Below are 12,711 nucleotides of genomic sequence, written 5' to 3' on the forward strand. Positions count from 1 at the left end.
GTGCCCGAGAGGCCCGCGCGGCCGGCCGCCGGCACGTCGTCCGCCGGGAAGAAGCGAGGAGCCTCCGGCTCCCGCACGCCCTCGGCGCCCCGTGCCGCATCCGCCCCGCGCACCCCCCGCCCGAAGCAGCCGCCCGCTCCGCCCTCGTCCGCGTGGATCGCCGGCGTCCGCGGCTCCGGCTTCACGCTGCTGGTGATGGGGATCATGATCCTCGCGGTGGTCGTGCTCGCCCCGAGCATCAAGAACTTCGTCGAGCAGCGCGCCGAGATCGCCGAGCTGCAGCGCTCGGTCGACGCGGCCAAGACCCAGGCGCAGAACCTCGACGAGCAGCGCACCCGCTGGTCCGACCCGGCGTTCATCCGCGCGCAGGCCCGCGAGCGGCTGTACTTCGTGATGCCCGGCGAGGTGAGCTACCTCGTGCTCGACGACGTGACGCTCGCCCAGCAGGCGCAGCAGCCCGCGAGCGACACGGTGCAGGAGACCCCGAGCGACTGGGCCGGCTCCCTGCTGTCCTCGATCGCGGTCTCGGGCCTCGGCGAGCCGACCGCCGATGAGCTGACACCGACTCCGTAGCTCCCGCCCTACCCGTCGCTCCCGCCCGGCCCCGCGTACACTGGAGCGTCCTCCCGGCCGTCCGTCCTCTGGAGCCCCCGTGACCACGCCCCCCTTCGATCCGCCGTCCGAGCGCGACATCGCGGTCGTCTCCGCCCAGCTGGGCCGTCCCGCCCGGGACGTCGTCGGGATCAGCGCACGCTGCGTCTGCGGCGACCCGACGGTGGTCTCCACGAGCCCCCGCCTGTCCGACGGCACGCCGTTCCCCACCTTCTACTACCTGACCCACCCCGCCGCGACGGCCGCGATCTCGCAGCTCGAGGCCACCCAGGTCATGGTCGAGTACAACGCGATGCTCGCCGAGGACGAGGAGCTGCGCGAGGCGTACGCCGCTGCGCACCGGGCGTTCCTGGCCGACCGCGAGAGCGTCGGCTCCGTCCCCGAGGTCGCGGGCATCTCCTCCGGGGGCATGCCCTCGCGGGTGAAGTGCCTCCACGCCCTCGCCGCGCACGCCCTCGCGGCGGGCCCCGGCGTCAATCCGATCGGCGATCTGGCCCTGGCCCGCGCCGACTGGTCTCCCGAGCGCTGCGCCTGCAGGCCGCTCGACGCGTAGCCGCTCCTACCGGAGCCACGGAGGCGCCACCACCGGCGCGCTCTTCGCTAAGCTGATTCCCAGTCGGGGTCAGTGCTGCCCACCGCATCGAGAGCGGGCACTTCGCATTGCGTGAGGGTGTTCGCATTGTCCATCCCTCTTGGAGAGTCAACCGTGCCCAGAATCCTGATCGTCGGAGGCGGCTACGCCGGCTTCTACACCGCGTGGAAGCTCGAGAAGCAGCTCCGCCCGCACGAGGCAGAGGTCACGATCGTCGACCCGCTGCCCTACATGGCGTACCTGCCCTTCCTCCCCGAGGTCGCCGCGGGGTCGATCGAGCCGCGCCACGCGATCGTCTCGCTCCGCCGCCACCTCAAGAAGACCGCGATCCTCGCCGCCAAGGTGACGAAGATCGACCACGCGAACCGCACCGCGACGATCACCCCGACCGTGGGCGAGCCCTACGAGTTCGAGTACGACCAGATCGTCGTCACCGCCGGCTCCGTCTCGCGCACCTTCCCGATCCCGGGCGTCGCCGACAACGCGATCGGCCTGAAGACGATCGAGGAGGCGACCGCGATCCGCGACCGCATGCTCACGAACTTCGACAAGGCCGCGTCGCTCCCCGCCGGCCCCGAGCGCTCGCGCCTGCTGACCGTCACGGTCGTCGGCGGCGGGTTCGCGGGCATCGAGGTCTTCGCCGAGCTGCGCTCCTTCGCGAGCGCGCTGCTCAAGCGCTACCCCGAGATCGACTTCGAGGAGACGCAGTTCCACCTCATCGAGGCGATGGGCCGGATCATGCCCGAGGTCGCCCTCGAGACGAGCCACTGGGTGCTGAAGAACCTCGACCAGCGCGGCGCCACCGTGCACCTCGACACGCAGCTCAAGTCGGCCGAGAACGGCGTCATCCAGCTGTCGACGGGCGAGAGCTTCGAGTCGGACCTCATCATCTGGACCGCGGGCGTCATGGCGAACCCGTCGATCAAGAACTCCGACCTGCCCATCGAGGAGCGCGGCCGCCTGCGCGTGCGCGCCGACCTCCGCGTCGGCCACGACGACGTGCTCGTCGAGGGCGCCTGGGGCGCCGGCGACGCGACGGCCGTCCCCGACCTCACCGGCGGCGGCGTCGGCGGCTTCTGCGTGCCGAACGCCCAGCACGCCGTCCGCCAGGGCAAGCTCATGGCCAAGAACATCACCGCGGTCCTCCGCGGCGAGGAGCCGGTCGACTACGTGCACAAGAACCTCGGCGCGGTCGCGGGCCTGGGCATCGGCATCGGCGTGTTCCAGTCCGGCAAGATCGCCGTGAAGGGCTTCCCCGCCTGGGTGATGCACCGCGGCTACCACGGTCTCGCCATGCCCTCGTGGGAGCGCAAGTTCCGCGTGGTCTGGGGCTGGTGGAACAACCTCTGGCTCGGCCGCGACATCGCCTCGATCGAGGCCCGCGAGTACCCCCGCGGCTCCTTCGAGACCTACGCGTCGCGTCCGCGTCCGGCGGCCCCGGCCGCCGAGGCTCCGGCCGCGCAGGCCCCGGCGCAGATCCCCGGCCAGGCCGGTGCTCCGGTCCCGGTCGGCGGCGAGCCCGCCAAGTCCTGACACCGCCGCCGGGAGGATCCCTCCTCCCGGTGGTCGCCCCCATAGCCCAATCGGCAGAGGCAGACGACTTAAAATCGTCTCAGTCTGGGTTCGAGTCCCAGTGGGGGCACTCCGTCCGACGTGCCGCTCTCTAGGCGGCGCGGGCGTGCGCGCTGCGTCGAGCGGGCTCGAGCAGCCCGGCCTCGAGGGCCTGGGTGATCTCGCCCGGGGTGCAGTCGGCGCAGAGCACGACGAGCTCCTCCTCGGTGTCGCGGCCGCCGGAGCGGTCGAGGACGACGGCGTCGGTTCCGCAGAGTGCGCATTCGATCATGCGGGTACCGTACGTCCGACCTCCGACATGCGCGCGGCAGTGCCCCGGCGCGTCTCGCCCGGATCCGACAGGGCGCCGGGTGCGCCTCCGGACCGGTCGTCCTTCCGGCCGGAGGAGCCCGGTGTTCGGGAATCGGACGAGGATCCCGCGCGCCCGCGCCGCCTCGCCTAGAGTCGTCACCGGGCGGTTCCGCGCCCGGGCGCTCGCGTCCGGATGCGAGCCGCCCGGTCCACGGCGGGCGCCGGAACGGTCCCGCTTCTCGTGCCCGCGGGCACCGTCATGCACCGCCCGGCGACGGGCGGCCGGGAGGCCCCCATGGGGAAGCTGCTCTACGGAGCCTCGGGAGTCGAGATCGAGTTCGACGACCGCACGCTCACGCACGTCCAGATCGTCATCGCCAACAAGCTGCGCCGCCGAGAGAGCTTCTTCTTCTCCTGGCGGGACGACCCGGCGGTCGGCGACGGCCGGTCGAGCATCTGGCTCGACCCCTCCGTGCCCCTCTACTTCAAGTACTTCGGCGGACGGGTCCCCTCGATCAACCGCACCTGGATCGACCTGCTGACCGTCTCGGCGAACTCGTCCGGCGGGCTGCAGCTCGTGCAGGAGCCGGACGCCGCCCCCACCCCGCCGCCGAAGGGCGAGCAGGGCGCCTGACCCCCACCAGCCACGCCCCGGAGAAGAGTCCCATGCAGCGCGACGTCTCGGCCCACCTGACCCTCGACGTCGCGGCTCCGGCCGCCCTCGTCCTCTCGATCGCGGTGGCCGACGCGTACGGGGCGGAGGAGTCGCTGACGCTCACCGTCGACGGCCGCCCGCTCGCCGCTCGCGAGGTGATCGACCAGCACGGCACCCGGCTACACGTGCTCGACGCGCCGGTCGGGCACCTCGTCGTGGACTACTCCGCGCGCGTCCTGGGACGCCTCGATCCGCTCGAGGGCGACGAGGTGGACCGGCTGCGGTACCTGCGGCCGAGCCGCTACGCCGAGTCGGACGTGCTGTGGGCGACGGCCCGGGCCGAGTTCGCCGGCCTCGCCGGGGCGGACCTCCTGCACGCGGTGAGCTCCTGGGTCGGCACGCGGCTGGCGTACGTCCCCGGCTCGAGCCTTTCGACGGACGGGGCCGAGCGGACGCTGCTCGCCCGCCGCGGCGTCTGCCGCGACTTCGCGCACCTCGTCGTCGCCCTCCTCCGTGCGCTGGACGTGCCCGCCCGACTGGCGGCCGTGTACGCCCCGGGACTGCAGCCGATGGACTTCCACGCGGTCGCGGAGGCCTGGATCGAGGGGGAGTGGCGGGCGGTCGACGCGACGACGCTCGCGCCGCGGTCGAGCCTCGTGCGGATCGCGACGGGACGCGACGCGGCCGACACCGCGTTCCTCGGCGTCTACGGCGGCATAGCGACGCTGCGCGAGCTGACCGTCGGCGCCGTGGCCGACGTGCTGCCGGGCGACGACCTCGACCGGCCCGTCTCGATCGGCTGAGCGGGCCCCCGAGCCCGGCTACTCCGACTCGACGAAGCGCCGCCAGGCCCAGATCGACGTGCACACCGCGCTGAAGGCGACGACAGCGAAGAGCACCGGGCCCGCTCCGCCGTCGGTGGACCAGGACGCGATGGTCGGGGTGAGCAGCACGAACAGCACGGTCGTCGCGAGGAGCGTGAGCCCGAGCCAGAGCAGCGGGGACCAGCGCAGGATGCTGCGGCCGGCGGGGCGCCCGACCGGGAACAGCAGCACCACGCTCGAGCCGACCGAGATCAGCGTGGTCGCGCTGAGCACCTCCGCGGCGAGCACGGAGCCGAACGAGCCGTCGGGCGGGACCACGGCGGAGGCGCCCCAGGCGAATCCGGCGAGGCCCAGCAGCGAGACGACGCGGACGGTGGAGAGCTTCGCCCGGTCGACGGCGGACGCGCCCTCGGGGAGGACGAGGCCGATCACCACGCCGAAGAGGAGCGCCGGGTCCAGTCCCGCGAAGCGCGAGACGAGAGCGGCCGCCGCGACCAGGAGCAGCGCGCGCGGAGCGGCGACGACGCCGATCCCGCTGACGCCGATCCGTCGGCCGACCAGCGCGGGGACGGCGGCGGCGACCGCGTTGACCACGGCGACGGCCACGATGACGGCGATCAGCAGGCGCAGGTAGGCGGGCTGGCCGTCGACGCGTCCCGAGAGCAGGACGAGGCCGGCTGCGCAGCCGATCATCCCGACGACCATCAGGCGCGGCGAGGCGGGACCGGTGTCCGGCTTGTCGTCGTACTCGACGGCGGCGCGGTTGCGGCCCGTGAGGTGCCAGCTGCGTTCGGCACGGGGCGCGCGCCCGGCCGCGGCGAGGCGGGCCGGCACGACGACCAGGGCGAGCGAGAGCAGAGCGAGGGCGAGGGAGCGCATCCAGTCGGCCATCGAGACGACGGGCGATCCGGCGGACAGCGCGGTGGTCATCCCGGTCGCCGCGCTCCAGCCGCCCGGCTCCGATCCGGCGTCGGGGGCGGGCTGCGGCGGCACGTCACCGCCGTCCTGGTCGGGAGCCGGGACCGGTGCTGCGGTGGGCTCGGCGGTCGGCTCGTCCTCGGGCGCGGGCGCGGCCTCTCCGGGGCGGACGGGCGACGGGGACGCGGTCGGCGCCGCGCTGCTCGGAGCGGGAGACGCGGCGGCCCCGGGCGCGCTGGGCGCGGCTCCGGGGGCGGCCGGCGTCGTCGCGCTGGGCGTGCCGGTGGGAGCGGTCGTCGCCGCCGCGAAGGTCACGTCGATCCAGGGGCTCGGCGGGCTGTAGTTGCCGGCGCTGTCGCCGGCGATGGCGGAGACCCGGTGCGCGCCCGCCGTGATCGTGCCGCCGGTGCAGCTCCAGGCGCCTCCGCTGACCGCCGCGTCGCAGGTGTTGACCCGGTCCACGTACACGTAGGCGCGAGTGCCGTCCACGCCCGTCCCGGAGTAGGACGCGCCGCCGAGCGGCAGGGCGGCGCCGTTCGACGGCGAGGTGAGGGCGGGGGCGGCAGGAGCAGCGGTGTCGACCTCGAGGGTCACCGGCGCGCTGGCCGGCGAGGCGGCGCTGCCGGCGAAGGAGGCGGTCTGCGTCGCGGTGACGCGGTAGCTGCCCGGCGCCGGAGTGGGGGCGAGCTGGCAGAACCACGCGCCGCCGGAGTCGGCGGTGGCCAGGCACGCGGCGCCGCCGTTCGAGACCGCGGCGACGCTCGCGCCGGGGTAGGCCGTGCCGCGGACCGAGCCCGCGGAGGTCGCCGAGCCGTCGACCGACTCGATGACGGGGGCGCTGAGGACGGCGATCGGGACGGCGGCCGAGGTGGTCCCGCCGCCGGCGAGGAGCTCCACCGCGACCAGGGTCGCCGGCCCGTCGTCGAGGGAGACGGCGCAGCTCCAGCCGCCGTCGGGGCCCGCGGTGGTGATGCAGAGGGGGTCGCCGCCGCCGCGGAGCCCGATCTGCACCTGGTCCCCGGCCGTCGCCGTGCCGGTGACCGTCGTCGCTCCCGTGCTGAGGACCGCGCCGGAGGAGGGAGCGGTGATCGCGAGAGCGGCGGCCTGCGCGGCCGGCGCGGCCAGCCCGGAGACGGAGGCGACGGCCGCGAGGAGCACCAGCAGCAGGGCGGCCGTGCGCCGCGGGGATCGGCGGAGTCGGGGCACCGGCACGACCGGTGAACCCCCCGGTACTGCCACGTCGACGCCCGATTTCACGATGCGTCCATTGCACGGGGGCAGGGGGGAGCTGTCAAGCGCGCCGCACCACTGTTCCCGGATGTACACCATCCGGAGGAGGCGTCTCAGTCGGTCGGGGGAGTCGGGGAGATCCGGGAGAGCGCTTCCGCGAGAATATACCCGTCGATCAGATCCGGAGGACAGTGGAATGCGCGAAGACGAGGCCCGCGGGCGCGATCGGCGGGAGGTGCGCGTCGAGGCCGCGCGCTTCGACGATCCGCGCGAGCTGGGCGGGCTCCTGCCGCCGGGCCTGCGCATCGGACTGGCGCAGAGCGCCTTCCAGACGGAGGGCTCCCTCGAGACGGGCGGCCGGGGCCGGTCGGTGTGGGACGACTTCGCACTGCGACGGGGGACGATCGCCGAGGAGGCCACTCCCGAGATCGCGACGGACTTCCTCCTGCGCTGGCGCGAGGACCTCGCGCTGCTGGTCGATCTCGGCGTCGACGAGCTCCGGCTCTCGGTCTCGTGGCCCCGGCTGCAGCCCGACGGCCGCGGGCCGATCGACCGCGGAGGGCTCGGCTTCTACGACCGCCTGCTCGACGGGCTCGCCGAGACGGGAATCCGGGTCGCGCTGACCCTGCACCACCGCGACACCCCGTCGGCGCTCAGCGGCGGCTGGATGAACCGCGACACCGCGTTCCGCTTCGGCGATCTCGCCTTCGAGCTCGGCGGGCGGTTCGGCGACCGGGTCGCCGACTGGATCACCCTCGACCAGCCGTCGACGGTGATGCTCGAGGGCTACGCGCTCGCGCGGCAGGCGCCGGGCGCCGGCCGGCTGTTCAGCGCCCTGCCGGCGCTGCACCACCAGCTCCTCGGGCACGGCGTGGCGCTGGAGGCGCTGCGGGCGGCGGAGGTGACCGGGAGGATCGGCCTGGTCGACGCGCTCGCGCCCGTCGAGCCCGCCTCCGACGACGACCGGGACCGCGCCTTCGCCTCCCTGGCGGACGTCCTGCGGAACCGCCTGGTGGCCGACGCCGTGCTGACCGGGTCCTACCCGGTCGGACCGGAGGAGCTGCCGCCGTTCCTCGGCGCCCTCGCGCAGGCGGATCCGGTCGACCTCGCGCGCATCTCGGCTCCGCTCGACTTCTACGCGGTCGCGCCGCTGCCGCCGCTGCGGATCGTGGCGGGCCGCGACCCGGCGCTGCCGACCGGGGTGGGCGCTCCTCCCGCGCTCCCCTTCCACACGGCGCCCTGGCCGGAGCTGGACCGCACGGGCGACGGCTTGCCGGTCGCACCCTGGGCGGTGGTCTCGGTGCTGCGGTCCCTCGTGGAGCGCTACGGCGACGCCCTGCCGCCGCTGGTGGTGACCGCGCTCGGCGCGAGCTACCCCGACGAGCCCGATCGCGAGGGTGCGATCGTCGACACGGAGCGGATCCGCTGGCTCGGGGCTCACCTGGCCGCTCTCGCCGAGGCCGTCCACGACGGACTGCCGGTGGAGGCCGTGCAGCTCTGGACCCTGGTCGACGCGTTCGAGTGGCAGCACGGCTACAGCCGCCCGCACGGGCTCGTGGCCGTCGACACGCGCAGCCGGGACCGCGTGCCCAAGGCGTCGTTCGACTGGCTCCGGCGCGTCCTCGACGCCCGCTCCTGACGCGGGGGCGTGCGAGACTGCCGCCGTGCGCAGCCTCCTCGCCCTCGCCTCCGTCCTCCACGCCGACCCCGCCCCGGTGCTCGCCGCCCTCGCGGACGTCCTCGCCGCCGACGGCGCCTACGAGCGGCGGGGGAGCGGGCTCGAGCGCCGACTCCCCGTGCTCGGCGTCGAGCAGTGGCGGGTCCTGGCGGACGAGGAGGGGGCCCGGGTCGAGTGCGAGCTGGTCGCCGCACCCGCCTCGTCGGCGCTCGCCAGGGTCCTCCTGCGGCGGCGGATCCGCGAGGCGCCGGACCGGTTCCGCGCGGTCGTGACCGCTGTCGCCGACGCGGTGGAGTGACGCTCCGGGGACGCCCGCGCGGGTCCGCTCCGACGCCCGCTCTCTGCTCCGCCCGCCGCCCCGCCTCCACCCCGCGCCAGCGCCCCCCGAACGGGGAATGCGCGGGCGCTCGCCGCTGTTGTGTACCGATGACGGGACGGGGCTCGGCGCCCCGCCCACCGGACAGCTCGGAGGAGCCAGAGGCAGATGGCAGGAACAGGGATGAACAAGGGTCGAGGGGCGCGCGGCAGTGACGACGAGATCGTCTACCGCCGCCACGCGAACGGACGCGGCATGGTCGCTCCCGGATCGCGCGTCTCGGCGACCGCGTACGTGGAGACCGGCGCCTACGTGGAGCCCGGCGCGACCGTGGGCGAGCGCGCCTGGATCGGCGCGGGCAGCTGGGTCGACCGCGACGCCATGATCGGGCACAGCGCTTTCATCGGCGCGAACGTGCACGTCGGGCCCGAGGCGATCATCGGACCGGGGGCGCGGATCGGGAGCTACTCCCGCATCGGACGCTCGGCCGTGATCGCGACCGGCGCCCGCATCGACCGCGACACCGTGGTGCCCGACGGCGCCCGGAAGGGCATCGACGAGGCGAGCGAGAGCGGCCGCCGCGCGGCCTGACCCCCACGACCCTGTTCCGCCGGCTCCCCGGAGCGGCGGAATAGGGTCGTTCCATGTTCGAACTCCACCACCTCAGCGCCCAGGAGCAGTGGGACTGGCTGCAGCGCGGAGAGGTCACGCCTCTCGAGCTCGCCGATCACTACCTCGCCCGGATCGAGCGCTGGAACGGGGAGCTGGGCGCCTTCGCCACGGTGACCGCCGATCGGGCGCGGGAGCGGGCGTCATCGCTCGGCACCGGGCCCGGCACCGCTCCGCTCTGGGGCCTGCCGAGCGGCGACAAGGACCTCTGGCGGCGCGCGGGCGTGCGGACCGCATTCGGATCGCGGCTGCGCGAGCACCACGTGCCCACCGCCTCCGACGAGATCGTCGAGGTGCTCGACGCGGCGGGAGCGGTCAGCCTCGGCAAGACCGCGGCGCCCGAGTTCGGGATGCCCTCCTACACCGAGACGCGCATCGGCCCGCCCGCCGTCACGCCCTGGGACACCCGCCTCGGGGCCGGCGGATCCAGTGGAGGAGCGGCGGTCGCCGTCGCCGCGGGACTGCTGCCGTTCGCCCCCGCCTCGGACGGCGGCGGGTCCATCCGCATCCCCGCCGCGGCCTGCGGCCTGGTAGGACTGAAGCCCTCCCGCGGACGTGTCGCCGCGCTCTCCGGCATCGGCGGAGTCGGCGGCCTGACGGTCGCCGGGCCGATCACCCGCTCGGTCGCCGACGCGGGCCTCCTGCTCGAGGGCATGCTGGAGCGGACGAACGGCCGCCTCCCGCAGCGCTGGTCGCTCGGCGCGCCCGGCGACGGCGACGGCTCGTTCCTCGGCGCCGCGGTGCGCGGAGAGGGGCGCTTCCAGATCGGCGTGCTGACGGACTCGCCCTGGGACGAGGAGTACGAGATCGCTCTCGCTCCGGAGGCGCGCGCCGCGCTGGACGAGGGGATCGCCGCGCTGGCCGCGCTCGGCCACGGGCTCGAGGAGGCGTCGCTCCCCCCGAGCGCCGCGTACCCCGCCGCGTTCCGGACGCTGTGGCAGAGCGGCGCGGCGACCCTGCCCGTCGAGGGCGCGGACCTCGATCTGCTGGAGCCGTTGACCCGCTGGCTGGTGGAGGAGGGACGCCGGCGCTCCGCCCGCGAGATCGTCGAGGCGGCGTCCTGGCTCTCGGGCTACGAGCGCGCGGTGATCGCGGCATTCGCCGGCGTCGACGCGGTCCTGACGCCGTCGCTGGCGATGACGCCGCGCCCCGTCGGCTGGTACGACCTCGAGGATCCCGAGCGCAATTTCGAGCAGCAGTGCCTCTACACGCCGTACACGTCCTTCGTGAACGTTAGCGGCCTCCCCGCGATCACCCTTCCGCTGAGCACCACGGAGGAGGGCCTGCCGATGGGAGTCCAGCTGATCGGGCGACCCGGCGGTGAGGCGACGCTGCTGGCGATCGGCGCGCAGCTCGAGCGGCGGGCGCGCTGGCAGAGGCGGCACCCGCCGCAGTGGTGATGGGGGAGGCCGCAGCGATGACGGGTCCGGGCGCGGCCGCACGGCGGATGGTCAGGGTCCGGCTCTGGTCACTGAGGTAAGCCTTGCCTATACTCGAACACGATGTGCATGTTCGAGGACCGCGACGGCTCCGCGCCGGTCGACGTGAAGCAGTTCCTGATCGCGGGCGACGAGACCGTCGTGCCGTGGATCCAGAGCATCCTCGACACCCTCCCCGCGACCGCCCGCGGCCAGGTCTTCGTCGAGGTCGACGACGCGCGCGGACTGCCGCCGCTCGCCGCCCCCGGACGGGTCTGCGTCACCTGGCTCGGCCGCTCCGAGCGCTCGGGCGCCCCCGGCACCGGTGAGCGATGCTCCCGCGGAGTCGCACTCGACCGCGCGGTCCGGGCCTGGGTCGGCGAGATGTCGGTCGTCGACGGCGACTACCCGTGGGCCGACGGCCGCCACGACTTCTGCGCCTGGATCGGCGGGGCCGGCCCCGTCGTCGCCGAGCTCGCCGCCGACGTGGAGGCGCGCCTGCGCACCTCCGCCGAGCACGCCGCGCGCTGACCGTCCGCCGGGCGTCCCGGCTGAGTGTTAGGCAAGGCTTACCTTCTGTGCGAGACTGAGGCGATGCCTCCGACGACCGCCGCCCCCGCCCGACCGGCCTACCGGCCGTACCTCGCGACCGTCGCCGCAGCGACCCGGATCGCCCCGCACTTCATCCGCGTGACCCTCACCGGCACCGGCCTCGACCACGTCGGCTGCACCGGCCCCGACCAGCGCATCAAGCTCGTCGTCCCCACCGCCGCCTCCGACGCCCCCGCCTTCCTCGCCTCCGTCTCGGACCCCGACGGACCCGACGGACTCGACCCCGACTGGTACGGCCGCTGGCGACAGCTCCCCGACGAGCTCCGGAACCCGCTCCGCACCTACACCATCCGCGCCGTCCGCCCCGAGGACGCCGAGGTCGACATCGACTTCGCCGCCCACGGCGACACCGGACCGGCCTCCGCCTGGGTCGAGAGCGCCCGCGCCGGCGACCAGATCGTCATCATCGCGCCCGACACGCGCTCCGACCTCCCCGGCGGCGGAGTCGAGTTCCACCCCGGCGCCGCCACCTCCCTCCTCCTCGCCGGCGACGAGACGGCCGTCCCCGCCATCGCCGCGATCCTCGAGAGCCTCGACGACGACGCCACCGGAGCCGCGTTCCTCGAGGTCCCCACCGCCCACGACCGCCTCCCGCTCCGCCACCCCGCCGGCGTCCACGTCACCTGGATCGTCCGCGCCCACGCGGCAGCCCCCGGAGCGGCCCTCGGCGACGCGGTCCGCGCCTGGGCCACCCGCTTCCTCACCGCCCACCACCGCGGCGTGGACGTCAGCGACATCGACGTCGACCACGAGATGCTCTGGGAGGTCCCCGACGAGAGCACCGACCCCGGCCTCTACGCCTGGATCGCCGGAGAAGCCGGCGCCGTGAAGCTGATCCGCCGCTGCCTCGTCACCGAGCTCGGACTCGACCGGAAGCGGGTGGCGTTCATGGGGTACTGGCGCCTCGGCCGCCAAGAGTCCAACTGACCCGGAGCGCCGCAGGGCGACGTTCTGCGGCGTTGTCGTCGGGCGCGATACCGCCGGTATCGCTTCCTCCTCCGCCTTGCAGAACGACGCCCTGCGACGCTCCGGGCGCTGCTCGTAGGGGTGCGGCGCGCCGGGGGCGCGACCGCGGGGGACAGCGCGCCGGGGGCGCGGCCGCGGGGACGGCGCGCCAGGGGCGCGACCGCGGAGGACGATGCTGATCGAGTGGATCTCGCAGGGGGCGTCTCGAGATCCACTCCGACGGACTTCGCGCGTGATCGAGCGGTTCTCGGGTGCCTGGCGAGTCGGGCGACCGCGCCCGGACATGCTCATCGGGTAGCCCTCGGAGAGGGAGTTTCGAGATCCACGCCCGACCGATTTCGCGGCTGATCGAGCAGCT

14 protein-coding genes and 1 tRNA gene are annotated in these 12,711 nt (G+C 74.6%); 12 read left to right on the forward strand and 3 right to left on the reverse strand.

Translation table 11 applies throughout. The annotated features are described in order from the left end of the window. Window positions 1–206: hypothetical protein (locus C5B93_RS17205; RefSeq protein ID WP_181068337.1), on the reverse strand; the 206-nt coding region annotated here is incomplete at its 3' end. On the opposite strand from C5B93_RS17205, the gene C5B93_RS05475 reads away from it, so the two are divergent. The 4 genes from C5B93_RS05475 to C5B93_RS05490 all read left to right on the forward strand — a co-directional run bounded on the left by C5B93_RS05475 (window position 196) and on the right by C5B93_RS05490 (window position 2,846). Further along, complete coding sequence (locus C5B93_RS05475) at window positions 196–573, forward strand: septum formation initiator family protein (protein ID WP_104239595.1); 378 nt, start codon at window positions 196–198, stop codon at window positions 571–573. The genes C5B93_RS17205 and C5B93_RS05475 overlap by 11 nt on opposite strands. Window positions 574–652: 79 nt before the next feature. Continuing rightward, on the forward strand, window positions 653–1,165 hold the full coding sequence (locus tag C5B93_RS05480) for a DUF501 domain-containing protein (protein ID WP_104291983.1): 513 nt from the start codon (window positions 653–655) through the stop codon (window positions 1,163–1,165). Window positions 1,166–1,318: 153 nt separating this feature from the next. Next, window positions 1,319–2,737, forward strand: coding sequence for an NAD(P)/FAD-dependent oxidoreductase (locus tag C5B93_RS05485; protein WP_104225019.1), 1,419 nt, complete (start codon window positions 1,319–1,321; stop codon window positions 2,735–2,737). Window positions 2,738–2,772: 35 nt separating this feature from the next. After that, window positions 2,773–2,846, forward strand: a tRNA-Leu gene (locus C5B93_RS05490). 21 nt (window positions 2,847–2,867) lie between these two features. Here C5B93_RS05490 and C5B93_RS05495 read toward each other — a convergent pair. Then, window positions 2,868–3,047 carry a hypothetical protein gene (locus C5B93_RS05495; protein ID WP_104225020.1) on the reverse strand — a complete coding sequence of 60 codons (180 nt, stop codon included), beginning with the start codon at window positions 3,045–3,047 and terminating at the stop codon, window positions 2,868–2,870. Window positions 3,048–3,362: 315 nt separating this feature from the next. On the opposite strand from C5B93_RS05495, the gene C5B93_RS05500 reads away from it, so the two are divergent. Beyond that, window positions 3,363–3,701, forward strand: a complete 339-nt coding sequence (locus C5B93_RS05500; protein ID WP_068211888.1) for an ATP-dependent DNA ligase — start codon at window positions 3,363–3,365, stop codon at window positions 3,699–3,701. Between the two features lie 32 nt (window positions 3,702–3,733). Then, complete coding sequence (locus tag C5B93_RS05505; RefSeq protein ID WP_104291984.1) at window positions 3,734–4,525, forward strand: transglutaminase family protein; 792 nt, start codon at window positions 3,734–3,736, stop codon at window positions 4,523–4,525. Between the two features lie 18 nt (window positions 4,526–4,543). On the opposite strand, the gene C5B93_RS05510 is transcribed toward C5B93_RS05505, so the two are convergent. Further along, on the reverse strand, window positions 4,544–6,670 hold the full coding sequence (locus tag C5B93_RS05510) for a hypothetical protein (protein WP_181068338.1): 2,127 nt from the start codon (window positions 6,668–6,670) through the stop codon (window positions 4,544–4,546). A 220-nt stretch (window positions 6,671–6,890) separates the two neighbouring features. Here C5B93_RS05510 and C5B93_RS05515 point away from each other — a divergent pair, with 220 nt between their 5' ends. The 6 genes from C5B93_RS05515 to C5B93_RS05540 all read left to right on the forward strand — a co-directional run bounded on the left by C5B93_RS05515 (window position 6,891) and on the right by C5B93_RS05540 (window position 12,314). After that, the gene (locus C5B93_RS05515; RefSeq protein ID WP_181068339.1) at window positions 6,891–8,333 is read left to right on the forward strand and encodes a glycoside hydrolase family 1 protein; all 1,443 of its coding nucleotides are present in this window, start codon (window positions 6,891–6,893) and stop codon (window positions 8,331–8,333) included. A gap of 25 nt (window positions 8,334–8,358) precedes the next feature. After that, window positions 8,359–8,670, forward strand: a complete 312-nt coding sequence (locus C5B93_RS05520) for a hypothetical protein (RefSeq protein ID WP_104291987.1) — start codon at window positions 8,359–8,361, stop codon at window positions 8,668–8,670. A 201-nt stretch (window positions 8,671–8,871) separates the two neighbouring features. Then, window positions 8,872–9,279: a transferase gene (locus C5B93_RS05525; protein WP_104334124.1), complete on the forward strand. Its 408-nt coding sequence runs from the start codon at window positions 8,872–8,874 to the stop codon at window positions 9,277–9,279. Window positions 9,280–9,332: 53 nt separating this feature from the next. Next, window positions 9,333–10,757: an amidase gene (locus tag C5B93_RS05530; RefSeq protein ID WP_104291988.1), complete on the forward strand. Its 1,425-nt coding sequence runs from the start codon at window positions 9,333–9,335 to the stop codon at window positions 10,755–10,757. Between the two features lie 102 nt (window positions 10,758–10,859). Beyond that, the gene (locus C5B93_RS05535; protein ID WP_104291989.1) at window positions 10,860–11,306 is read left to right on the forward strand and encodes an SIP domain-containing protein; all 447 of its coding nucleotides are present in this window, start codon (window positions 10,860–10,862) and stop codon (window positions 11,304–11,306) included. Window positions 11,307–11,369: 63 nt separating this feature from the next. After that, entirely contained in the window at window positions 11,370–12,314 is a 945-nt protein-coding gene (locus tag C5B93_RS05540) for a siderophore-interacting protein (RefSeq protein WP_104227424.1), read from the forward strand. The last annotated feature ends 397 nt before the right edge of the window (window positions 12,315–12,711 follow it).

Source organism: Rathayibacter sp. AY1A2 (assembly GCF_002930935.1).
Lineage (GTDB): Bacteria > Actinomycetota > Actinomycetes > Actinomycetales > Microbacteriaceae > Rathayibacter.